General features: G+C 75.5%; 20 protein-coding genes. 6 read left to right on the forward strand and 14 right to left on the reverse strand.

The features are described from left to right. Window positions 1–748: serine/threonine-protein kinase (locus tag EJA20_RS13975; protein WP_164983991.1), on the reverse strand; the 748-nt coding region annotated here is incomplete at its 3' end. A gap of 250 nt (window positions 749–998) precedes the next feature. Here EJA20_RS13975 and EJA20_RS13980 point away from each other — a divergent pair. The 4 genes from EJA20_RS13980 (at window position 999) to EJA20_RS13995 (ending at window position 6,222) form a co-directional block, all read left to right on the forward strand. Beyond that, a complete protein-coding gene (locus EJA20_RS13980) occupies window positions 999–2,516 on the forward strand; it encodes an alpha,alpha-trehalose-phosphate synthase (UDP-forming) (RefSeq protein WP_129339041.1) in 1,518 nt (505 codons plus the stop codon). Beyond that, a complete protein-coding gene (otsB, locus tag EJA20_RS13985) occupies window positions 2,509–3,387 on the forward strand; it encodes a trehalose-phosphatase (RefSeq protein WP_240675507.1) in 879 nt (292 codons plus the stop codon). Before EJA20_RS13980 ends, otsB begins: the two co-directional genes overlap by 8 nt. A gap of 218 nt (window positions 3,388–3,605) precedes the next feature. Beyond that, the gene (locus tag EJA20_RS13990; protein ID WP_129339043.1) at window positions 3,606–4,736 is read left to right on the forward strand and encodes an ABC transporter ATP-binding protein; all 1,131 of its coding nucleotides are present in this window, start codon (window positions 3,606–3,608) and stop codon (window positions 4,734–4,736) included. Between the two features lie 163 nt (window positions 4,737–4,899). Beyond that, entirely contained in the window at window positions 4,900–6,222 is a 1,323-nt protein-coding gene (locus EJA20_RS13995) for a DUF4032 domain-containing protein (protein ID WP_129339045.1), read from the forward strand. A gap of 98 nt (window positions 6,223–6,320) precedes the next feature. Here the strand turns inward: EJA20_RS13995 and EJA20_RS14000 are convergent, their stop codons facing one another. The 7 genes from EJA20_RS14000 to EJA20_RS14030 all read right to left on the reverse strand — a co-directional run bounded on the left by EJA20_RS14000 (window position 6,321) and on the right by EJA20_RS14030 (window position 14,702). Continuing rightward, complete coding sequence (locus EJA20_RS14000; RefSeq protein WP_129339047.1) at window positions 6,321–7,406, reverse strand: ScyD/ScyE family protein; 1,086 nt, start codon at window positions 7,404–7,406, stop codon at window positions 6,321–6,323. A 137-nt stretch (window positions 7,407–7,543) separates the two neighbouring features. Next, the gene (locus EJA20_RS14005; RefSeq protein WP_129339049.1) at window positions 7,544–8,854 is read right to left on the reverse strand and encodes an MFS transporter; all 1,311 of its coding nucleotides are present in this window, start codon (window positions 8,852–8,854) and stop codon (window positions 7,544–7,546) included. Beyond that, the gene (locus EJA20_RS14010; protein ID WP_129339051.1) at window positions 8,851–10,314 is read right to left on the reverse strand and encodes an alpha-amylase family glycosyl hydrolase; all 1,464 of its coding nucleotides are present in this window, start codon (window positions 10,312–10,314) and stop codon (window positions 8,851–8,853) included. Before EJA20_RS14010 ends, EJA20_RS14005 begins: the two co-directional genes overlap by 4 nt. Beyond that, on the reverse strand, window positions 10,311–11,330 hold the full coding sequence (rlmB, locus tag EJA20_RS14015) for a 23S rRNA (guanosine(2251)-2'-O)-methyltransferase RlmB (RefSeq protein WP_129339053.1): 1,020 nt from the start codon (window positions 11,328–11,330) through the stop codon (window positions 10,311–10,313). The genes EJA20_RS14010 and rlmB overlap by 4 nt, the downstream gene beginning before the upstream one ends. Continuing rightward, window positions 11,330–12,820 carry a cysteine--tRNA ligase gene (cysS, locus tag EJA20_RS14020; RefSeq protein ID WP_129339055.1) on the reverse strand — a complete coding sequence of 497 codons (1,491 nt, stop codon included), beginning with the start codon at window positions 12,818–12,820 and terminating at the stop codon, window positions 11,330–11,332. Before cysS ends, rlmB begins: the two co-directional genes overlap by 1 nt. Window positions 12,821–12,829: 9 nt before the next feature. After that, complete coding sequence (gene ispD, locus EJA20_RS14025; RefSeq protein ID WP_338068827.1) at window positions 12,830–14,158, reverse strand: 2-C-methyl-D-erythritol 4-phosphate cytidylyltransferase; 1,329 nt, start codon at window positions 14,156–14,158, stop codon at window positions 12,830–12,832. 61 nt (window positions 14,159–14,219) lie between these two features. Beyond that, window positions 14,220–14,702 (reverse strand): CarD family transcriptional regulator, encoded by a 483-nt coding sequence (locus EJA20_RS14030; protein ID WP_129339059.1) that lies wholly within the window; start codon window positions 14,700–14,702, stop codon window positions 14,220–14,222. A 248-nt stretch (window positions 14,703–14,950) separates the two neighbouring features. Here EJA20_RS14030 and EJA20_RS14035 point away from each other — a divergent pair, with 248 nt between their 5' ends. Continuing rightward, the gene (locus tag EJA20_RS14035) at window positions 14,951–15,547 is read left to right on the forward strand and encodes a hypothetical protein (protein WP_129339061.1); all 597 of its coding nucleotides are present in this window, start codon (window positions 14,951–14,953) and stop codon (window positions 15,545–15,547) included. Between the two features lie 120 nt (window positions 15,548–15,667). On the opposite strand, the gene pstB is transcribed toward EJA20_RS14035, so the two are convergent. The 6 genes from pstB to EJA20_RS14065 all read right to left on the reverse strand — a co-directional run bounded on the left by pstB (window position 15,668) and on the right by EJA20_RS14065 (window position 21,951). Next, window positions 15,668–16,447 (reverse strand): phosphate ABC transporter ATP-binding protein PstB, encoded by a 780-nt coding sequence (pstB, locus tag EJA20_RS14040; protein ID WP_129339063.1) that lies wholly within the window; start codon window positions 16,445–16,447, stop codon window positions 15,668–15,670. A gap of 58 nt (window positions 16,448–16,505) precedes the next feature. Further along, entirely contained in the window at window positions 16,506–17,474 is a 969-nt protein-coding gene (gene pstA, locus EJA20_RS14045; protein ID WP_129339065.1) for a phosphate ABC transporter permease PstA, read from the reverse strand. After that, a complete protein-coding gene (pstC, locus tag EJA20_RS14050) occupies window positions 17,474–18,475 on the reverse strand; it encodes a phosphate ABC transporter permease subunit PstC (protein ID WP_129339067.1) in 1,002 nt (333 codons plus the stop codon). Before pstC ends, pstA begins: the two co-directional genes overlap by 1 nt. Before the next feature lie 88 nt (window positions 18,476–18,563). Then, complete coding sequence (pstS, locus tag EJA20_RS14055; protein WP_129339069.1) at window positions 18,564–19,703, reverse strand: phosphate ABC transporter substrate-binding protein PstS; 1,140 nt, start codon at window positions 19,701–19,703, stop codon at window positions 18,564–18,566. A gap of 210 nt (window positions 19,704–19,913) precedes the next feature. Further along, on the reverse strand, window positions 19,914–20,624 hold the full coding sequence (locus EJA20_RS14060; RefSeq protein WP_129339071.1) for a response regulator transcription factor: 711 nt from the start codon (window positions 20,622–20,624) through the stop codon (window positions 19,914–19,916). Between the two features lie 25 nt (window positions 20,625–20,649). Beyond that, complete coding sequence (locus EJA20_RS14065; RefSeq protein ID WP_240675508.1) at window positions 20,650–21,951, reverse strand: sensor histidine kinase; 1,302 nt, start codon at window positions 21,949–21,951, stop codon at window positions 20,650–20,652. Between the two features lie 142 nt (window positions 21,952–22,093). Between EJA20_RS14065 and phoU the strand changes: the two genes are divergently transcribed. Then, a partial coding sequence (gene phoU, locus EJA20_RS14070) for a phosphate signaling complex protein PhoU (RefSeq protein ID WP_129339075.1) occupies window positions 22,094–22,742 on the forward strand: 649 nt, incomplete at its 3' end.

Raw genomic sequence — 22,742 nt, forward strand, 5'->3', positions numbered from 1 at the left:
GGTCCGGGTGCAGCGCCGCCCGCAGGGCCGCGGCGGTGCGCGGCCCGACGCCCGGGAGCTCGGCGGCCCCGGCGCGGGTGCGGTCGAGGACGGCGACGGCCGACCCGCGGCCGAACGGGGGCCGCCCGGTCGCGGCGAAGGCCACGACCGCCGCCCAGCCCCACAGGTCGGAGGCGACGGACGGCTCGCCGCCGTCCGCGAGCTCGGGGGCCAGGTACCCGGGCGTCCCGACGACGAGGCCCGTGGACGTCAGCCGCGTGTCGTCGGCGCTCTGGGCGATGCCGAAGTCGATGAGCACGGGCCCGTCACGGGTGACCATGACGTTCGACGGCTTGAGGTCGCGGTGGACGACCCCCGCGTCGTGGACGGCCCGCAGCGCGTCGAGCAGGCCCTCGGCGAGCAGGGCCAGGTCCGGGGCGTCGAGCGGCCCGTCCCGGCGGACCCGCGCCTCGAGGTCCTGCCCGCCGACGAGCTCCGTCACGAGGAACGCCTCCGTGGAGTCCGCCTCGGCGTCGAGGACGGCCGCGACGCCGGGGTGACGCAGGCGCTGCAGGGCCAGGACCTCGCGGCGCAGGCGGTCCCGGGCCGCGGGGTCCGCGCCGACGTGCGGGTGCAGCAGCTTGAGGGCCACGGCCGTCCCGCCGCCGTCGACGGCCCGGTAGACCGCCCCCATCCCGCCGGCGCCGAGCGGTGCGACCACCGTGTAGCCGCCCACCTCCGTGCCCGGGGCCAGGCCGATGCGCTCCATGGCGGCACGGTAGCCGCCGGGCGGGCGATGGGGGCCCCGGCTAGGGTGAACGCAGTCCCCCGACCGGTCTGACGCACGCACCGTACGTCGGCGTCCCACCCCAGGAGGTCCAGGCACCGTGCCCGCAGACGGCAGCACGACGACAGGCCCGGCGAGCACCGGCACCCCAGGCACCGCAGGCTCGGCAGGCACGCCCGGCTCCGGCACCGCGGGCGACGAGGGCCCCCGTCCGGCGCCGGACCCTCGCACGGTGCCGGACGCGGCCACGGGGTACGAGCTCGTCGTCGTCGCGAACCGCCTCCCGGTCGACGTGACGGTCGACGACGAGGGCGCCGTCTCCTGGAGCCGCTCCCCCGGCGGCCTCGTCACGGCCCTGTCCCCCGTCATGGCGAAGGCCGACGGCGCCTGGGTCGGCTGGGGCGGCTCGCCCGACCTGGAGCTCGAGCCCTTCGACGTCGACGGCACGCGGCTCGTGCCCGTGGCGCTCAGCCGCTCGGACGTCGAGAAGTTCTACGAGGGCTTCGCCAACGACACGCTGTGGCCGCTCTACCACGACGTCATCGCGCCCCCCGCGTTCCACCGCAACTGGTGGGAGGCGTACGTCGCGGTCAACCGCCGCTTCGCGGAGGCGGCCGCGGTGCAGTCCGAGCGCGGCGCGACCGTGTGGGTGCAGGACTACCAGCTCCAGCTCGTCCCGGCCATGCTCCGCGAGCTGCGCCCCGACCTGCGGATCGGCTACTTCCACCACATCCCGTTCCCGCCGCTGGAGATCTTCGCGCAGCTGCCGTGGCGGCGGCAGGTCGTCGAGGGGCTGCTCGGTGCCGACCTCGTGGGGTTCCAGCGGGCGGGGGACGCCGCCAACTTCGTGCGGGTCGTCCGCCGGCTCACCGACCTGTCGACGCGCGGGTCGCTCGTCACCGTGCCCAGCCCCGGGGCGCCCGACCGCCAGGTCCGCGCCTCCGCGTTCCCCATCTCCATCGACAGCGGCGCCTTCGACGCCCTGGCGCGCACGCCCCAGGTGCAGGCCCGCGCCCGGGAGATCCGCCACGAGCTCGGCGACCCGGACGTGCTGCTGCTCGGGGTGGACCGGCTGGACTACACCAAGGGGATCATCCACCGGATCAAGGCCTTCGGGGAGCTCCTCGAGGACGGCCGGCTCGACCCGCAGCACGTGCGCCTCGTCCAGGTGGCGAGCCCGTCACGCGAGAACGTCGAGGCCTACCAGCAGCTGCGCGACGAGGTCGAGCTCCTCGTCGGGCGGATCAACGGCGACCACGGCACGGTGGGGCACACGCCCATCCAGTACCTGCACCAGTCCTTCCCCATGGAGGAGATGGCGGCCCTGTACCTGGCCGCCGACGTCATGCTGGTCACCGCCCTGCGCGACGGCATGAACCTCGTCGCGAAGGAGTACGTCGCGGCCCGCAACGACGAGCGCGGCACGCTCGTGCTGTCGGAGTTCACGGGTGCGGCGGACGAGCTGGCCGGCGCCGTGCTCATCAACCCCCACGACATCGACGGGCTCAAGGACGCGGTCGCCCGGGCGGCCACCATGGAGCCCCGTCAGGCCCGTACGCGGATGCGCCGCCTGCGCCGCCGGGTGCTCGAGCACGACGTCACGGCCTGGTCGGAGCAGTTCCTCGGGGTGCTCCAGGCGCCGCAGGCCACCTCCGTGCCGCTGCCGGAGGACGGGGGCGACGGGCGCGACCGCGGCGCCGTGGCACCCAGCGGGCCGAGCCTGCTCGTCGGGGAGGGCCGCCGTGGCTGACGCGACGGGCACGGCCCGGTCCACCGGCACGAGCACCGGCACGGGCACCCGCCCGGGCGCGGACGACGGGCAGGGCGCCACCCGCGCCCTGCGCGACCTCGCCGCCGACCCCGCGCGGCGGCCGCTGCTCGTCGCGCTCGACTTCGACGGGGTCCTGGCGCCCCTCGTCGACGACCCGTCCACCTCCCGCATGCTGCCGGGGTCGGCACGGGCGCTGCGACGGCTGGCCGAGGTGCCGGACGTGCGGCTCGCGCTCGTGTCGGGGCGTGCCATGGCCGACCTGCACGCGCTGTCCGCCATGCCGCCCGGCACGCTGCTCGTCGGCAGCCACGGCGGCGAGCGCGCCCGCGTGACGCCCCTCGGCCTCGACCGCTCGGTCGTCCGGCTGTCCGACGACCAGACGGACGCGCTCGCCCGCCTCGGCGCCCGTGCGGCGGCGGTCGCCCGCGGTCGCGACGGCGTCTGGGTCGAGACGAAGCCGGCGGCCGTCGTCGTGCACACCCGGCTGGCGGGGCGGGACGTGGCCGCCACGGCCGAGAGCGAGGCGCTCGCGCTGGGCGCCGAGCTCGGCGTCGGCGTGCTGCACGGCAAGTCCGTCGTCGAGATGTCGGTGCTCGACGCCGACAAGGGCTCCGCCCTGCAGGCCCTGCTCGGGGAGCTCGGCGCCCGCGCGGTGGTCTACGCCGGCGACGACGTCACGGACGAGAACGCCTTCCGCGCCCTCGCCGAGGACGCGCGGGGCGCCGCGGTGCTCACCGTGAAGGTCGGCGACGGGGACACCGCGGCGACCCACCGGCTGGCCGACCCGGAGGGGGTGGCCGGGGCGCTCACCGCCCTCGCCGACGCCCTCGGGGCGCCCGACCCGGCCTGACGCGGAGCCGGTCCCGACCGGAGGGGCGCCCGTCCGCCGCCCGGACCGCCTCCCCGCGGGGAAGGGCTTTCCCGCTGCTCCTGGCCGGGCCGGGACCCGGTGTGCCATGATGGCCCCACGTCGCGGGCACCCCCCTGCGGCGGTGTCAGAGACGACACGCTGACACTCTTCACGACGGATCGTCCGGCACGTACCTGCCGGTGGAGGGAATTACAGTCATGGCCACGGTTACTTTCGACCAGGCGACCCGGCTCTACCCGGGCTCCGAGCGTCCCGCGGTGGACGCGCTCAACCTGCACGTCGGGGACGGCGAGTTCCTCGTCCTCGTCGGCCCCTCGGGCTGCGGCAAGTCGACCTCCCTGCGCATGCTCGCGGGCCTCGAGGACGTCAACGCCGGCCGGATCCTCATCGGCGACCGCGACGTCACCGACGTCCAGCCGAAGGACCGGGACATCGCGATGGTGTTCCAGAACTACGCGCTGTACCCGCACATGACGGTCGCCGACAACATGGGCTTCGCCCTGAAGATCGCCGGCACGCCGAAGGCGGAGATCCGCACCCGTGTCGAGGAGGCCGCCAAGATCCTCGACCTCACGCAGTACCTCGACCGCAAGCCGAAGGCCCTCTCGGGCGGCCAGCGCCAGCGCGTCGCCATGGGCCGCGCGATCGTGCGCCAGCCGCAGGTGTTCCTCATGGACGAGCCGCTGTCGAACCTCGACGCCAAGCTCCGCGTCCAGACGCGCACGCAGATCGCCTCCCTCCAGCGCCGCCTGGGCGTCACGACGGTCTACGTCACGCACGACCAGACCGAGGCCCTGACGATGGGCGACCGCATCGCGGTCCTCAAGGACGGCCTCCTGCAGCAGGTCGGCACGCCGCGCGACATGTACGACACCCCGGCCAACGTCTTCGTCGCCGGGTTCATCGGCTCCCCCGCGATGAACATCGGCACCTTCCCGGTGCAGAACGGCGTCGCCACGCTCGGCAACGCGTCGATCAACGTCCCCCGCGACGCGATCTCGGCCCTCGGCAACGAGGACGGCGGCAAGATCACCATCGGCTTCCGCCCCGAGTCCCTCGACGTCGTGCCCGCCGGCTCGCCCGACTCCATCCCGGTCGTCGTGAACATCGTCGAGGAGCTCGGCTCCGACGCGTTCGTCTACGGCTCCCTGGCCCGCGGCGCCGTCACCAGCGGCGTGCACGTCCAGTCCGGCGCCGGCGACGAGCAGGTCATCGTGCGCGTCGACCCGCGCCAGGTGCCCGGCAAGGGTGAGACGATCAACGTCCGCATCCGCGCCGGCGAGTCGCACCTCTTCCACGCGGGCAGCGGCGAGCGCATCGCCGTCTGACCGCACGGTCGCCCAGCACGACCGCCAGGGGCGGGTCCGGCAGGTCCGGGCCCGCCCCTGGCGCGTCCGGGCACCGACGGCGGCACCCGGACCAGGATCCCCCAGGACGACCGGGACCCCGGACCAGAAGGCCCAGGACCACGACGCGCAGGAGCACAGGCCGATGAGCACCCCGACCCCGCACCGCCTGCAGATCACCGCCGCCTTCGCGGACCCGGCGCTGCTCGACCTGCCGTGGCACGTGCCCCTCGAGCAGTGGCCGCAGGAGGTCCTCGCCGCGCTCCCCCGCGGCATCTCCCGGCACATCGTGCGCTTCGCCAAGCTGTCCGGCGGGGTCGTCGCCATCAAGGAGATCGGCGAGAGCGTCGCCTACCGCGAGTACGAGCTGCTGCGCCAGCTGCGCAAGCTCGACGTGCCGAGCGTGGAGCCCCTCGGGGTCATCACGGGCCGCCTGTCGCCGGAGGGCGAGCCGCTCGAGGCGTGCCTGCTCACCCGCCACCTGCAGTTCTCCCTGCCGTACCGCGCGCTGTTCAGCCAGTCGCTGCAGGCCGACACCACGACGCGCCTCATCGACGCCCTCGCGGTGCTCCTCGTCCGGCTGCACCTCGTGGGCTTCTACTGGGGCGACGTGTCGCTGTCGAACACCCTCTTCCGCCGGGACGCGGAGACGTTCGCGGCGTTCCTCGTCGACGCGGAGACCGGCGACCTGCACGAGCGTCTCTCCGACGGGCAGCGCTCCTACGACCTCGAGGTCGCCCGGGTCAACATCATCGGCGAGCTCATGGACCTGCAGGCCGGGCACTACCTGTCCGAGGACGTCGACGCCGTCGAGATCGGCGGCGCCATCGTCGTCCGGTACCTCGAGCTGTGGCGCGCGCTGACGGAGCGGGAGTCGTTCGACTACGGGGAGCGCTGGCGCGTGCAGGCGCGCATCGACCGCCTCAACGACCTGGGCTTCGACGTCGGCGAGCTCGACATCACCACGGACATCGGCGGCACGACCGTCCGGATCCAGCCCAAGGTCGTCGACGCCGGCCACCACGCCCGCCGCCTCATGCGCCTCACGGGCCTCGACGTCACGGAGGGGCAGGCGCGGCGTCTGCTCAACGACCTCGACGAGTACCGTGCCGCCACGGACCGGCAGATGGAGGACGAGGCCTTCGTCGCGCACGACTGGCTCACGGAGGTCTTCGAGCCGGCCGTGCGCAAGGTCCCCCGGGAGCTGCGCCGCAAGCTCGAGCCCGCGCAGATCTTCCACGAGCTGCTCGACCACCGCTGGTTCCTCTCCCAGCAGCAGAACCGCGACGTCCCCATGGGCGAGACGGTGAAGAGCTACGTGCGCACGGTGCTCCCCGACCGGCCCGACGAGCAGGCCATCCTCGGCATCCGTCCCGAGGACCTGCGCGACACGGACACCGACACGCTCCCCACCGTCCCGCGCGAGCGCGTCGAGGACGACCTCGACGGGGACATGCTCATCGGCTGACCGGCCGGGGACCGACGCCCCGGCGCGCGGAGGGCCCCGGGGGACGTCCCCCGGGGCCCTCGTGCGTCCTGCTCAGGCGGTGCGCGGCGTCCCGGCCGTCACCACGGGAAGAGCGAGAGCTTGCCGTCGGGCGGGGTCCCCTCGCCCGGCAGCACGTCCCACGTCACGTAGAGGCCCTCGTCGCCGATCTCCACCGCGGCGGGCAGCGGCGCCTCGACGAAGACCTCCGGGGTCGACGAGCCCGCCGGGACCTTCGAGACGCGACCGCCGAGCAGCTCGGCGACGTACACGTCGCCCGTGTCGGAGACGGCGAGGCCCGTGGCGCCCAGGAATCCGGTGGCGATCGGCTCGACCGTGCCGTCGGCGGGGTCGACGCGCCAGAGGGAGCCGCGGGGCCCGGCCGTGGGGTCCTCGGGCCCGCCCGGCAGGGTCGTGACGTACAGCCAGCCGTCGGGACCGACCTCGACGTCCGTCGGCACGGGCTCGGCCGAGAACTCCAGCCCGAAGGTGCACTCGGGCAGGCCCGCCTCGGCGTACACCTCGTCGGGGAAGGTCGCGGTCTGCGGCGGCAGGACGACGAGCGGCGTGGCCTCCCCGTCGACCACCTGCCAGATCGCGTTGCCGCCCGCGTCGGCGACGTAGAGGGTGTCGCCGACCCGCGCCGTCGCGTAGGGGTGGGAGTAGGTCTCGCCCGTGTACGGGACCACCGGGACCCCGGGCGGGACCTGCGCGGCGCACTCCTCGTCGAGGTCGAGCAGGCCGTAGGACTGCTCCCCGTCGGGGTTGAGCTCCGCCTCGGCCGCGGCGAGGTCGACGACGACCTTCGTGCCGCCGAAGACGTTGCGCTCCTTGATGAGCGCCCCGCCCTCCATGGTGCTCTCGGCGTAGGTGAGGCGGCCGTCGTCGGAGAAGGACAGGGCGGCCAGCTCCGTGCCGGGGGCGACGGTGCCCCCGATCCGGGTGACGACGCCCTGGCGGGCCCAGCTGAGGCGGTCGCCGAAGCTCTGGGCGACGACGGCACCGCCGGAGCCGTCGACGGCGACGGACAGCGGGCCGACGAGGCCGTCGGCGAGGAGGAGGGGCTCGTCGCCGGGAGCGGCCTGCGCCGCGCCGGCGGTGGCGACGACGAGACCGGTGGCGAGAGCGGCGGACAGGAGGTGCGTGGACGAGCGGGTGCGTGGCATGGCGTCCCCTTGTGCTCGGGCGGGCCGCCCCGTCCTCGCGGAGGGCCGCCGGCGAACCGGACATTCCGGTCGACAACGGGCAGGCTACTCGTGACGTGCGTCACCCGAAAGGGGCACTTCACGTGCCGCCCCGCGCCCTACCGGCGGCGGCGGAGCACCTCGCGCAGCGGTGGCACGAGCGTGCCCTGCTCGGCCAGGAGCCGGCGCGCGCGGGCCCGGGCGCGCAGCAGCCCCCACACGCCGACGGCCCACAGCGGGTACTGCACCGCCATCGCCCACCGGAAGGCGTCGAGGGAGTAGGTGGCGGGCGTCCCGGCCCCCTGGACGTCGAGCGCCAGCCCGACGAGCAGGATCGTCACCAGCGCGGAGACGAACCCGCCGCTGTTGACGATGCCCTGCGCGCTGGACATGCGCTCCGGCGGGTTGAAGGTGCGCGCGTAGTCGATCCCCACGAGCGACCCGGGGCCGCCGCAGGCGAGGCCGAGCACGAGGACGACGAGGAGCCACAGCGGTGCCGGCCCGGGCTGCAGGAGCACGACGGTCCACACGACGACCTGCACGGCGATGACGGCGAGCACCGCCCACGACCGGCGCAGCGGGTGCCGCCCGGTGAACCGGCCGATGACGAGGCCCGCCACGATGCCGGCGAGGACGAAGAGCGTGAAGAGCGCCTGCGCCGTCGACCGGCTCAGCCCCTCGCCGGCGGTGAGGTAGGGAAAGCCCCACAGGAGGGCGAAGGTGTGGGCGCCGAACGGGGCCACGGCGTGGGTCCACAGCCCCAGCCGCGTCCCCGGGTGCCGCCACGCCGCCCGGAGGCCGTCCCGCGCGCGGCCGGTGGCCGGGGTGACGCGCTCGGCCGCGCCCCGCCGCGGGCCCTCGGCCACGAGCACCCCGACGAGGACCGCCCCCAGCGCGAGGGTCCCGCCGAGCCCGAGGAAGGCCGCCCTCCACCCGGCCGCGTGCAGCAGCGCGAGCAGCGGGACGACGCTGAGCACCTGGCCCAGCTGCCCGACGATGCCCGTCACCTGCACCATGACGGCCGCCCGCGCGGGTGGGAACCAGGCGACCACGAGCCGCAGGACGGCCACGAACACCGAGGCGTCGCCGGCACCGACGAGGGCGCGCGCGGCGACGGCGGTCGGCACGTCGTCCGCGAGCGCCAGCAGCACCTGCCCCGCGGCCATGACGAGCATCCCCACCGCCAGGACGCGGCGCGTGCCGAACCGGTCGAGCAGGACGCCGACGGGCACCTGGAGCCCGCCGTACACGGCCAGCTGCAGCACCGCGAACAGCGACAGCTCGCCCGCGCCGGCGCCGAAGCGCTCCGCCGCGTCCACCCCCGCGGCGGACAGCGACGTGCGGCTCGTGACGGCGAGGACGTAGGCGAGCAGCCCGGTGCCCCAGACGACCCAGGCGCGGGCGGAGACCCCGGTCCCCGCCGACCTCACGCCCCGACCACCGCCCAGCCGTGCGGCGGCAGCACGACGGTGCGCCCGCCGTCGTCGAGGGACGCCGTGCCGGCCAGCAGCGCGGCACCGCCGCCGGACCCGTCGGGCACGCCCGCGGGCAGCCCCCAGCGCCGCCCGGCGTCGTCCGTGCTCAGCAGGACGACGAGGGCCGCCGCCGCGGGGTCGGCCTCGCCGTCCGGCCCGGCGGGGCGGTGGACGAGGACGAGGAGGCGGTTCTCGACGTGGAGCACCTCGGTGCGGGCCGTGTGCAGCCACGGGTGCCGGCGCCGCAGCCCCACGAGCTCGGCGTGGCGCGCGAGCACGGCGGCGGCGGCCGGGCCGGGGGCGTCCGTGGTCGGCGGCAGGGCGGGGCGCACGGCGTCGTCACCGCCCTCCCGGTCCTCCTTCACGCCCTCCAGGCCCCACTCGTCGCCCGCGTAGACGCAGGGCGTCCCGGCGACGGTGAGCAGGACGGCCAGCGCGTGGTCGAGGTGGCGGGGGTCGTCGAGGCGGCTGGCCAGGCGCGTCACGTCGTGGTTGCCGACGAAGGTCAGCGGCACGAAGGTCCGCAGGAACGCGTCGTGGCGGCCGAGGGCGTGCGCGAGCTCCCAGGCGTTGCCGTCGTTGAGCGAGGACCACACCGCCTTCCACAGCTCGTACTGGGTGACCGCGTCCATGCCGGAGGCCGCCACGGTGCCGGCGTAGTCGCCGTGGATGACCTCGCCGACGACGTAGACGTCGGGGTGGGCGGCGCGCACCCGCTCGAGGACCGGGGCCCAGAAGCCCGGCGGCACGGCGTAGGCGGCGTCGAGGCGCCAGCCGTCCGCGCCGCGCTCGAGCCAGTACCGCATGACGTGCTCGACGTGGGCGGCGACCTCGGGGCTGCGGTGGTCGAGCTCGACGAGGGCGTCGTGCCCCTCGAAGGCGTCGTGCGTCGGCGGGCCGCCGCCGTCGGGCGCCGACGGGTCCGGCCAGTGCAGGCGGAACCAGCGGGCGGCGTCGGAGCCGGGCCCCTCCGCGAGGGCGCGGCGGTAGGCGGGGAAGTCCTGGCCGACGTGGTTGAAGACGCCGTCGAGCACGACCCGCAGGCCCCGCTCGTGCGCCGCGGCCGTCAGCGCGACGAGGTCGGCCTCGTCGCCGAGCCGCGGGTCCACCCGCAGGTGGTCCGTGGTGTCGTAGCCGTGCGTCCGGGAGTCGAACACGGGCCCCAGCAGGACGCCCGACGCCCCCAGCCGCACGGCGTGGTCGAGCCACGGCACGAGGTCGGGCAGGCGGTGCCGGACGTCGGCCGGGTCGGGGACGGCGTCGGTCGACACCTCCGCCCGCGTGCGCTCCGCGCCCAGCGCCCCGAGCGGGTACACGTGCCACAGCAGCGCGTGCTCCACCCACGCCGGCTCGTCCCGCCGGCCCGCGGAACCGGTGGGCCGCCCGTCGGGCGCCGCGTCGGGCGCCGTGCTCACGCGCCGGCCGTGGCGGTCCGCTGCCGGGCCACCTCGTAGAGCGCGATGCCGCCGGCGACGCCGGCGTTGAGGGACTCCACCGCGGAGGCGATGGGGATGGACGCCACGGCGTCGCAGCGGTCGCGCACCAGCCGCGAGAGGCCCTTGCCCTCCGACCCGACGACGAGCACGAGCGGGTCCCCCGCGAACGGCAGCTCCGCCAGCGGCACGTCGCCGCCCGCGTCGAGCCCGACGACGAACAGCCCGGCCTCGCGCAGCTCCTCCAGGGACCGGGCGAGGTTCGTCACCTGCGCCACGGGGACGCGGGCGGCGGCGCCGGCGGAGACCTTCCACGCCGACGCCGTCACGCCCGCCGCGCGGCGCTCGGGCACGACGACCCCGTGCGCCCCGAAGGCCCCGGCCGAGCGCAGGACCGCGCCGAGGTTGCGGGGGTCGGTGACGCCGTCGAGCGCGACGAGCAGCGGCGGCCGGCCCGTCGCGGCGGCGGCGTCGAGCAGGTCGTCGGTGTCCGCGTAGGCGTACGGCGGCACGGCCAGCGCGACGCCCTGGTGCACGGAGCCGTCCGTCAGGCGGTCGAGCTCGGGCTTGCCGACCTCGAGCAGCGGGTACCGCGCGTCGGCGGCGATCCCGACGATCTCGCGGGTGCGCTCGTCGGCCTCCAGGCGCGCGGACAGGTAGAGCGCCGAGACCGGGATGCCGGCGCGCAGGGCCTCGAGCACCGAGTTGCGCCCCGCGATGACCTCGGTCGTCGCACCCGAGCGCGGCCCCTTGGGGGCGCTCGTCCGCGACGGCGTGCGGGCCCCGGCCGGGCGCGTGCCCGCGGTGCGCGCCGGGGTCGTGGCCTTCTCGGCCGCGGCCTTCTTCTTGTGCGCCGGGTGGTACGTGCGGTCCTCGGCCTTCGGCGTGGGGCCCCGGCCCTCCAGGGCGCGACGGCGCTGGCCGCCCGAGCCGACGGTGGCGCCCTTCTTGGAGCCGGCCTTGCGGGTCGCCCCGCGGCGCTGGGAGTTGCCGGCCATCAGTCCTCCGGTGCGTGGGTGGGAACGGGTGCGGGGGCCGCCAGCGTCCAGCGGGCCCCCGTCGGGGAGTCCTCGACGACGACGCCGGCGGCGGTGAGCCGGTCGCGGATGGCGTCGGCCGTGGCCCAGTCGCGCGCGGCGCGGGCGGCGGCGCGCGCCTCGAGCTCGGACTGCACGACGGCGTCGAGCGCGCGGGCGGTGCGGTCGTCGCCGGCCGCGGCCGACGCCCCCCACTGCGCGCCGGCGGGGTCCAGGCCGAGCACGTCGAGCATGCCGCGCACGGCGACCATCCCCGCCCGCGCCGCCGGGCGGTCGCCGGCGGCGAGGGCGCTGTTGCCGGCGCGGACGTGCTCGTGCACGACGGCGAGCGCCGCCGGCACGTTGAGGTCGTCGTCCATCGCCTCGACGAAGGCCGCGGGCAGCGCCACGGCCGCGACCTCGGCCTCGTCGGCGGCCCCGACGGTCTCCGCCGCGCGCGTGACGAAGCCCTGGAGACGGTCCCAGGTGACGGCCGCGTCGCGGAGCGTGTCGTCGGTCCACTCGAGCATGGAGCGCAGGTGGACGGCGGTGAGCGCGAACCGCACGACCGCGGCGGGCACGGTCCGCAGCACCGTGTCGACGAGCAGCCCGTTGCCCAGGCTCTTGCTCATCTTCGCGCCGCCCTGGGTGACCCAGCCGTTGTGGACCCAGTGCCGCGCGAACGCGTACCCCGCCGCGTGCGACTGGGCCTGCTCGTTCTCGTGGTGGGGGAACCGCAGGTCGAGGCCGCCACCGTGCAGGTCGAACGTCTCGCCGAGGTACCGGTGCGCCATGGCGGAGCACTCCAGGTGCCAGCCCGGGCGCCCGCGGCCCCACGGGGTGTCCCAGGCGGCCGTCGCGGGCTCGCCCGGGCGCGGACGCTTCCACAGGGCGAAGTCGGCGGGGTCGCGCTTGCCCGGCACCGGGTCGGCGCCGTCCGCCGCCGCACCGGCCAGGCCGTCCTCGTCGGGCGAGGGGACCATGTCCTCCACGCGCTGGTTCGTCAGGGCCCCGTAGGCGGGGAACGAGCGCACGTCGAACCAGACGTCGCCCTCGGCGGTCGTGTACGCGTGCCCGCGCTCCACGAGGCGCGCCACGAGGGCGACCATGTCCGGCACGTGGCCCGTGGCGCGCGGCTCGTAGGTCGGCGGCAGGACGCCGAGGGCGTCGTAGGCCCGCGTGAAGGCGCGCTCGTTGGCCAGCGCCCACGCCCACCAGGGCTCCCCCGCCGCGGCGGCCTTCGCCAGGATCTTGTCGTCGACGTCCGTCACGTTGCGCACGAGGGTCACGCGCAGGCCGCTGCGGCGCAGCCAGCGCACGAGCACGTCGAACGCGACGGCGGACCGGACGTGGCCCACGTGCGGCGGCGCCTGGACCGTCGCCCCGCACAGGTAGATGCCGACCTGTCCCGCCACGACGGGCTCGAGGGCGCGCACCGTGCGCGTCGCGGAGTCGAACAGGCGGAGGGTCACCGGGCCAGGCTACCGAGCCGTGACGTCGGGGCCCGCCACGGGCGCCGCGACCGGTCCCGCCGCGGGGCCGCCCGGCGGCGGGGGGACGACGGGGACGACGAGGGCCGTCGCGATCCCCGCCACGCCCTCGCCCCGGCCGGTGAGGCCCAGTCCGTCCGTCGTCGTGGCGGAGACGGACACCGGCGCCCCCACCGCGGCGGACAGCGCGGCGACCGCCTCGGCCCGGCGGGGGCCCAGCCGCGGCCGGTTCCCGACGACCTGCACGGCGACGTTGCCGATGACGAAGCCGGCCTCGCGCACGCGCCGGGCCGCCTCCGCGAGCAGCACGGTGCCGGCCGCCCCCGCCCACCGGGGGTCGGAGGTGCCGAACACGGAGCCCAGGTCGCCCACCCCGGACGCGACGAGCAGCGCGTCGGCGGCCGCGTGCGCCGCGACGTCCGCGTCGGAGTGGCCGGCCAGCGGCCGCTCCCCCGGCCACGCGAGGCCGGCGAGGTGCAGGACGGCCCCCGGTGCCGGGTCGGGCTCGTAGGCGTGCACGTCGACGCCGATCCCGGTCCGCGGCAGCCCGTGGACGGACGCCGGGACCGCGGCGGCGGGCGGGACCGGCCCCGGGACGGGGGTGGTGGCGGTGGCGTCGGTCGCCGTCGTCAGGAGCAGCTCGGCGATCGCGAGGTCGCGGGCGGTGGTGACCTTCATCGCGGCCTCCTCGCCGGGGACGGTCCACACGCCCTCGCCGAGGGCCTCGACGAGGGCGGCGTCGTCCGTGGCCGCGGTGGCCTCGTCGGCCGCGGCGCCGCTGGCCGCGGCGTGCGCGCGGTCCAGCAGCGCCCGGTCGAAGCCCTGCGGCGTCTGCACGGCGCGCAGGTCCGCGCGCGGGACGGTGCCGTGCACGGGCTGCGCCCCGTCGGTCCCGTCCGCCCGCCCCACGCGCTTCACCGTGTCGGTGACGGCCAGGCCCGGCACCACCGCGCGCCGGCCGGCGCGGACGGCGGCATCCACCCGGCGCACGAGGTCCGGGGACGCCAGGGCGCGCGCCGCGTCGTGGACGAGCACCACGTCGACCTCGTCGGGCAGCACGGCGAGCCCGGCGGCGACGGACGCCTGCCGGCTCGCGCCGCCCGCGACGAGCACGACGGGCACGCCGCCGACCGTCTCCCCCAGCGCCGCGGCGAACGCCGCCCGGTGCGCGGCGGGGGCGGTGACGACGAGGTGGGCGACCACGCCGGACGCCACGAGCCGCCGCGCCGCGTGCACGACGAGGGGCTCGCCCCTGAGCGGGACGAGCCCCTTCGGCACGTCGGCCCCCAGACGCACGCCGCCGCCGGCTGCGGTCAGCACGGCGGCGGTCGTCATGGGCGCGGGTCGGTGCACCGCCCGGGGCCACGGGCCCCGGTGCGGGTCAGGACGCGAGGACCTCGTCGAGGATGGCCTCGGCCTTCTCCTCCTCCGTGTGCTCCGCCAGGGCGAGCTCGGAGACGAGGATCTGCCGGGCGCGCGCCAGCATGCGCTTCTCCCCGGCGGACAGCCCACGGTCCGCGTCCCGGCGGGACAGGTCGCGGACGACCTCGGCCACCTTGATGACGTCGCCCGAGGCGATCTTCTCGAGGTTGGCCTTGTAGCGGCGCGACCAGTTGGTCGGCTCCTCCGTGTACGGGGCCCGCAGGACCTCGAACACCCGGTCCAGGCCCTCCTGGCCGACCACGTCGCGGACGCCGACGAGGTCGACGTTCTCGGCGGGGACCTCGATCGTCAGGTCGCCCTGGGCGACCTTGAGCTTGAGGTAGATCTTGTCCTCCCCCCGGATGGTCCGGGTCTTGATCTCCTCGATGAGTGCGGCACCGTGGTGCGGGTAGACGACCGTCTCCCCAACCGTGAACGTCATCTGCAGGTGTCCCCTTTCGCAGAGGCCTACCTTACCACGCGGCCCCCCGCCCCCCGGCGGGCCCGTGACCGCCGTCACGCCGGGGACCGGCCCGAACATCCTGGTCAGGGGCGGCGCGCCCCCGCTCGGCCCGCGACCCGGCCCCCTGGCCGATAGGCTGCCGTCCGGCACCAGCGCCGCACGCCGCTCGCCGGCACCGGCCGGGTCGGACCCTCGGCCCGCCCGCGACGACAGACCAGGAGAAGACCGTGACCGCGTCCCGCCCCCGCATGCGACTGGGAGGCGTCCTCGTGGTCGCCTGCGTCGCGCTGGCCGGCTGCACCACGACGAACCCCGTCACCTCGAACGAGATCTACGACGCCAGCGACGGCGTGGGCGCGAACGTGGGCGAGGCCCGCGCGACGAACCTGCTCGTGGTGACGGCCGCCGAGGGTGCGCCGGGCGTGCTCGTCGGCGCCGTGACGAACGACGGCCGCGAGGACGTCGAGCTCACGGTGGGCCTGCCCGGCGAGGGCGGCGAGGACTTCCGCCTCGGCGCGGGCGAGACCGTGTTCTTCGGCGGCAGCGGCGAGGACCCCGTGCCCCTCTCCTCCGTCGGCGCCGCCCCCGGCGCGACGGTCGAGGTCGAGCTGAGCAGCCCCACGGGCGGCTCGACGACCGTGCCCGTGCCGGTCCTCGACGGGACGCTCCCCGAGTACTCCGGCCTGGTCCCCACCGCGACCCCGACGGCCTCCGACGAGGAGCCGGAGGACCCGGCGGCCACCGTCGACCCGGACCCCGACGCGACGGTCAGCCCGAGCCCCAGCGCGACCGCCGACGCCCAGGAGGGCGACGCGGACGACTAGCCCCTGCGCCGGGCGCCTCCGCCCGGTACGACGCAGGCCCGCCACCCTCGGGGGTGGCGGGCCTGCGTCGTCGGTGGGACGCCCCGGTCCGGACCTCGCGGCCGTGGGCGTCGGCGCCCGTCAGCCGAAGCGGCCGGAGATGTAGTCCTCCGTGGCCTGCTCGTGCGGCGAGGAGAAGATCGTCGTGGTGTCGTCGATCTCGATGAGGCGCCCGGGCTTGCCCGTGCCGGCGATGTTGAAGAAGCCCGTGCGGTCGCTCACGCGGGCGGCCTGCTGCATGTTGTGCGTGACGATGACGATCGTGTAGTCGTTCTTGAGCTCGGCGATGAGGTCCTCGATCGCGAGCGTGGAGATGGGGTCCAGCGCGGAGCAGGGCTCGTCCATGAGGAGCACCTGCGGCCGCACCGCGATGGCGCGGGCGATGCACAGGCGCTGCTGCTGCCCGCCGGACAGGCCCGAGCCGGGGCGGTCGAGGCGGTCCTTGACCTCGTTCCAGAGGTTGGCGCCCTGGAGGGACCGCTCGACGAGGTCCTGCGCGTCGCCCTTGGAGATGCGCTTGTTGTTCAGGCGCACGCCGGCGAGCACGTTCTCGGCGATGGACATCGTCGGGAACGGGTTGGGGCGCTGGAACACCATGCCCACGTGCCGGCGCACGGCGACCGGGTCGACGTCGGAGGCGTACATGTCCACGCCGTCCATGACGACCTTGCCCTCGGCGCGCGCGCCGGGGATGACCTCGTGCATGCGGTTGAGCGTCCGCAGGAAGGTCGACTTGCCGCACCCGGACGGGCCGATGAGGGCCGTGACGGTGCGCGGCTCGATGGTCATCGAGACGTCCGCCACGGCGAGGAAGCTGCCGTAGTAGATGTTCAGGTCGCTGACGTCGATGCGCTTGGCCATCGGAGTCCTTCGGTGGTGTCGGTGTCGGCCGGCCGGGTCCGCTGGTCCGCCGGGGCGGTCAGCGACCGGCCTTCGGGGCGAAGAAGCGGGCGATGAGGCGCGCGAGGAGGTTGAGCGCCATGACGATGAGGATGAGCGTCAGGGCGGCGGCCCACGCCCGGTCGAAGTTGATCGTCGGGATGCAGTCCGCCGCCCCCGCCACGCAGGACACGTTGCCCTGACGGTACTGCCCGAAGATGTAGACCGGCAGGGTCATCATGCGGCCGTCGAAGACGTTCGTGTTGATGCTGTCGATCGTCCCGGCCACGATGAGGAGCGGCGCGGTCTCCCCGATGACGCGGGCGACGGCGAGCATGACGCCCGTCGCGATGCCCGCGATCGCGGTGCGGAGCACGACCTTGAGGATCGTCAGGTACTTCGGCACGCCGAGCGCGTAGGAGGCCTCGCGCAGCTCGTTCGGCACGAGCCGCAGCATCTCCTCGCAGGAGCGCACGACCACCGGGATCATGAGCACCGACAGCGCCACCGACCCCGCGATGCCCAGCCGCACGCCGGGCCCGAAGACCAGCGCGAACAGCGCGTAGGCGAACAGGCCGGCGACGATCGACGGGATGCCGGTCATGACGTCGACGAAGAACGTCACCGCCTTCGCCAGCCGCCCGCGGCCGTACTCGACGAGGTAGATCGCGCAGAGCAGCCCGATCGGCACCGAGATGAGGGTGGCGAACAGAGTGATGAGGAGCGTGCCGAGGATCGCGTGGTAGATGCCGCCGGCGTCCATGCCGCCGAAGACGCCGCGCATGGACACGGTGAGGAAGTACAGGTCGAAGCGCTCGAGGCCGCGGCTCAGCACCGTCCACGTCACCGAGACCAGCGGCACGAGGGCGAGCGCGAAGGCGAGCGCCACGACGACGGTCATCGCGCGGTCGGCGCGCTTGCGGCGGGGCTCGAGGCCGGCGCCGGTCAGCTGCCGGCGGAGCTCCTCGTCGCCCGCGGCGGGCGGGGCCGGCGTCTGCAGGGTGGCCATCAGTTCGCTCCGGAGAAGTCGGCCCGGCGCGACACGACCCAGCGCGCGAGCATGTTGACGGCGAGGGTGATGACGAAGAGCACCAGGCCCGTGGCGATGAGCGTGCTCACGCCGGCGGTGTTCGCCTCCGGGAACTGGTTGGCGATGTTCGCCGCGATCGTCTGGTGCTGCCCCGCCTGGAGCAGCGCGAAGCTGTACGCGAACCCGGGCGAGAGGATCATGAGGACGGCCATCGTCTCGCCCAGCGCCCGGCCGAGGCCGAGCATCGCGGCGGAGATGATGCCCGAGCGGGCGAAGGGCAGGACCGCGGTGCGGATGACCTCCAGCCGGGTCGCGCCCAGGGCCAGCGCGGCCTCCTCGTGCAGGCGCGGGGTCTGCAGGAAGACCTCCCGGCAGACCGCGGTGATGATCGGCAGGATCATCACGGCGAGCACGACGCCCACCGTGAACACGGTGCGGGCGGGCTGGGCCGCGGGCCCGTCGAAGAGCGGGAACCACCCGAGGTACTGGGCGAGGAGGTCCTGCACCGGCACGATGCGCGGCGCCAGGACCAGGGAGCCCCAGAGGCCGTAGACGACGCTGGGGATCGCGGCGAGCAGGTCGACGAGGTAGCCCAGCCCCTGCGCGAGGCGGCGCGGGGCGTAGTGCGAGATGAACAGCGCGATGCCGATGGCCAGCGGCGTCCCGATGAGCAGCGCGATGAGCGCCGCCAGCAGGGTCCCGAAGACGAGGGGCCCGACGTAGCCGAGGATGCCCCCGGTCTCGGGGAACCAGGAGATGCGCTCGGCCAGCTCGGCGGGGCTCGTCGTGACCGCGGGCAGCGCCTCGATCACGAGGAACACGGTCACGGCCGCGAGCAGCGCGAGGATCGTCACCCCGGAGGCGGTGCTCAGGCGGGCGAACGCGCGGTTCGCCAGGCTCGCGCGGCCGTGGGTCATCGACTCCGCCGGCGTCAGGGACGGCTCGGCGCCCTCGGGGCGTCGCGTCGGGGTGAGGCTCATCGATCCTCCGCAGGACAGGTGGTGCCGGGGCGGCGCGCCGGTGGCCGGTCCCCTGCGGGACCGGCCACCAGCGTGACGGGCGTGGGGGTCAGGACGCCAGGGTGATGGCGTCGATCGCCGCCGTGACCTGCTCGCGCAGGGTCTCCGAGATCGGGGCGTTGCCGGCGGCGCCGGCCGCGGCCTCCTGGCCCTCGGCCGACGCGAGGTAGGTCAGCCAGCCCTTGACGAGGTCGACCTGCTCCTGCTCCTCGTAGGCGAGGCAGGCGAGCGTGTACGAGACGAGGACGATCGGGTAGGCGCCCGCCTCGGTCGTGTCGCGCTGCAGCTCGAGCGCGAGGTCGTGCTCCGCGCGGCCCTCGGCCACCGGGGAGGCGTCGACGACCGCCGCGGCGGCCTCCGGCGAGAACGGCACGTACTCCTCGCCGACCTTGACGGCGACGGTGCCCAGCGAGCCGGCGCGGGAGGCGTCGGCGTAGCCGATGGTGCCCTCGGCGCCCTCGACCGTCTGCACGACGCCGGAGGTGCCCTGCGCGGACTGCGTGCCGGTGAAGGGCCAGTCGCCCGAGGGCTCCTCGGTCCAGACCTCGGGGGCCGCGGCGGCCAGGTACTCCGTGAAGTTCTCCGTCGTGCCCGACTCGTCGGAGCGGTTGACCGGCGTGATGGCCAGGTCGGGGAGCGTGACGCCCTCGTTCTCGGCGGCGATGGCCGGGTCGTTCCAGCTCGTGATCGCGCCGGAGAAGATGCCCGCGATCGTCGCCGGGCTCATCTTCAGCTGCTCCGTGACCTCGGGCAGGTTGTAGATGACCGCGATGGGGCTGATGTAGAGCGGGAGCTCGGTGACGCCGGCGCCGAAGCAGCGCTCCTCCGCCGTCGCCAGCTCCTCCTCGTCCAGCGCCGCGTCGGAGCCGGCGAAGTCCGTGCCGCCCTCGAGGAACTGCGTGCGGCCCGCGCCGGAGCCGGCGGGGTCGTAGGAGACCGAGACGTCGGGGTTCGCGCCCTGGAACCCGGCGCGCCAGGCCTCCATCGCCGACTCCTGGGAGGAGGCGCCCGCGCCGACGAGCTCGCCCGCCAGCTCCGAGGTGCCCTCGGCGGCGGCGCTCTCGCTGCCACCGTCCGCCGCGGGGGTCACGGCGTTGTCCGAGCCGCACGCCGCGAGGGTGAGGGCGAGGGCACCCACCACCACGCCGGCACGGGCCCCACGGCTGGTTCGGTTCAGCTTCACAGTCATCCGTCCGTCCTGTCGCACGTCCGCGCAGCGTTCTGCGCGCCGTGCCCCGACGGTAGGGAGGGGAGGTGACCGCACGGTCGGGGATCGGTGAACCGGAGGTGAACGGCGGGCGTCGACTCGTCCGGGTGAACGCACGCCACTTGACGACCCGGCGCCGGGCACTCCGCGGACGACGACGTCCGCGGCCGGCGGGGCCGTCGACGGGTGCGGTCAGGCGGGGTCGTCGAGCTTGTAGCCCAGTCCGCGCACCGTCACGAGGAGCCGGGGGTCGCCCGGGTCGTCCTCGATCTTGGCGCGCACCCGCTTGACGTGCACGTCGAGGGTCTTCGTGTCGCCCACGTAGTTCGAGCCCCACACCCGGTCGATGAGCTGGCCGCGCGTGAGGACCCGCCCCGCGTTGCGCAGGAGCAGCTCGAGCAGCTCGAACTCCTTCAGCGGGAAGCCCACGGGCAGCCCCCGCACGTGGACGGTGTGCCGCTCCACGTCCATGAGCACCGGGCCCACCTGGAGGACGCCGACCTCCTCGTCGTCCCCCTCCCCGTCCGGGTCCGCCCCGCCGCCGCGGGGGCGGCGCAGCACGGCACGGACGCGCGCGATGAGCTCCCGGCCGGAGTAGGGCTTCGTCACGTAGTCGTCGGCACCGAGCTCCAGGCCGACGACCTTGTCGATCTCGTCGTCCTTGGCCGTGAGCATGATGACCGGCAGGTCGGACGTGAGGCGGATCCGCCGGCAGACCTCCGTGCCGGGCATCCCGGGCAGCATGAGGTCGAGCAGGACGAGGTCGACGCCGCCGGCCTCCACCGCCGCCAGCCCGTCGGGGCCGGTCGCGGCGACCGTCACGTCGTAGCCCTCGCGCTGGAGCAGGAACTCCAGCGGCTCGCTGTACGAGGGCTCGTCCTCGACGACGAGGATGCGGCTCACGGCGTGCTCCGGGTGGGGGCGGTGGTCACGGGGTCTCCTGACGGGGACGGTCGGCGGCGGGGGTGGCTGCGGGGGTGGCTGCAGGGGTGGCGGCGGGGGTGGCGGCCGGGGAGCCTGTGCGGGGAGGGACGGGGGGCGCGGGCGCCGACGGGGCGTCGACGACGGTGAGCCGCGCCGCGGGGCCGTCCGCCTCGTCGGGACGCGCGACGGGCAGGCGGAGCGTGAACGTCGACCCCCGGCCCGGGCGGGACCAGACCGTGACGTCCCCGCCGTGGTCGGCCGCGACGTGCTTGACGATGGACAGGCCCAGCCCGGTGCCGCCCGTGTCGCGCGAGCGCGCGGGGTCGACGCGGTAGAAGCGCTCGAAGACGCGGTCGAGGTCCTCGGCGGCGATGCCGATCCCCTCGTCGACGACCGCGACCTCGACCACGTCGCCGACCGTGCGGACGCCGACGCCGACGCGCGTGCCGGGGTTGGAGTAGGCGACCGCGTTGTCGAGGAGGTTGCGCACGGCCGTCACGAGCAGGTTGCGGTCGCCGAACACCTGGGCCCCGCCGGTCTCGCCCACGACGAGCCGCACGTCCTTCGCGTCGCCGACGGTGCGCGCGCGGTCGGCGGCCTCCTCGAGGACGTCGTCGAGGTCGACCAGCGTGGCGTCGGCGACCGCGCCCGAGACCTGCAGCCGCGACAGCTCGATGATCTCCTGCACGAGCTGGTGCAGCCGCGCCGCCTCGGACCGCATGCGCGTGCCGAACCGCCGCACCGCCTCGGGGTCGTCCGCCGCCTCGACGGTCGCCTCGGCCAGGAGCGACAGCGCGCCGACGGGCGTCTTGAGCTCGTGCGACACGTTGACGACGAAGTCGCGCCGCACCGCCTCGAGCCGGCGGGCCTGCGTGAGGTCCTCGGCGAGGACGAGGACGTGCTGGTCGTCGACCTGCGCCACCCGGACCTGCAGCCGCAGGAGTCCGCGGCCGAGCGGCCCGCGCGGCACGTCGAGCTCCGTGTCGACGATGACGCCGTCCCGGCGCACGCGCGCGACGAGGTCGCCGATGGACGCGTGGACGAGGCGGCCGTCCCGCACGAGCCCCATCGCGAGCGCCGGCGCCCCGGCCCGCACCACGTCGTCCTGCGCGTCCAGCACCACGGCGGCGGACCGCAGCACCGTGAGGACGCGCACGAGCCCCTCGTCGAGCGCCGTCCGCGGCCGCTCGGGCAGGCCCCGCTGCTGCCGCTCGCTGAGGCGGAAGGCCAGCACGGCCACGACGCCGACGAGCAGCCCGAGCAGGCCCGCGGCGAGCACCGTCACCTCACCACCGGTCCCCTCCACGCCCGTCACCGTAGCGGCCGGCCGCCGCCCGGCCGGACGCGGGGGGACCGCGGCGCCCCGTCGGGGTGACTGTTCACCTCGCGGGGGCGCGCCGTTCACCTGGCCGTGCCACGCTGGCCGGAGGACCTGTGGAAGGACGACTATGCGCCAGATCTTCGAGGCCGAGCTCCGAGCGCTCGGCGAGGGGCTCGAGACCATGAGCGGGCTCGTGCAGGACGCGATCACGAAGGCGGGGGTCGCGCTCGTCAGCACGGACCTCGCGGTCGCCGAGGCGGTGATCGCCGACGACCTCGCGATCGACCGCCTGGAGGAGGAGCTCGACGAGCGCTGCGTGCGCCTGCTCGCCCAGCAGCAGCCCGTCGCGACCGACCTGCGGATGGTGGTCTCGGGGCTGCGGATCTCCGCGTCCCTCGAGCGGATGGGCGACCTCGCCCGGCACATCGCGCAGGTCGCCCGCGGGCGCTACCCGCGGCACGCGGTGCCGCCGCACCTGACGCAGACCTTCGTCGAGATGGACGCGGCCGCCGTGCGCCTGTCCCAGCGGCTCGTCGAGCTGCTGACGACGCGCGACCTCGCGGTGGCCGCCGCCATCGAGGCGGCCGACGACCTGCTCGACGACCTGCACGAGGACACCTTCAAGGCGCTCCTCGGCGCGTCGTGGGCCGGCTCCGCCCAGGAGGCGGTCGACGTGACGCTGCTCAGCCGCTACTACGAGCGGTTCGGCGACCACGGCGTCTCGGTCGCGCGGCGCATCACCTACCTCGTCACGGGCGAGGTCCAGGGCTCCGTCG

Source organism: Cellulomonas endophytica (assembly GCF_004123805.1).
GTDB classification, from domain to species: domain Bacteria; phylum Actinomycetota; class Actinomycetes; order Actinomycetales; family Cellulomonadaceae; genus Cellulomonas; species Cellulomonas endophytica.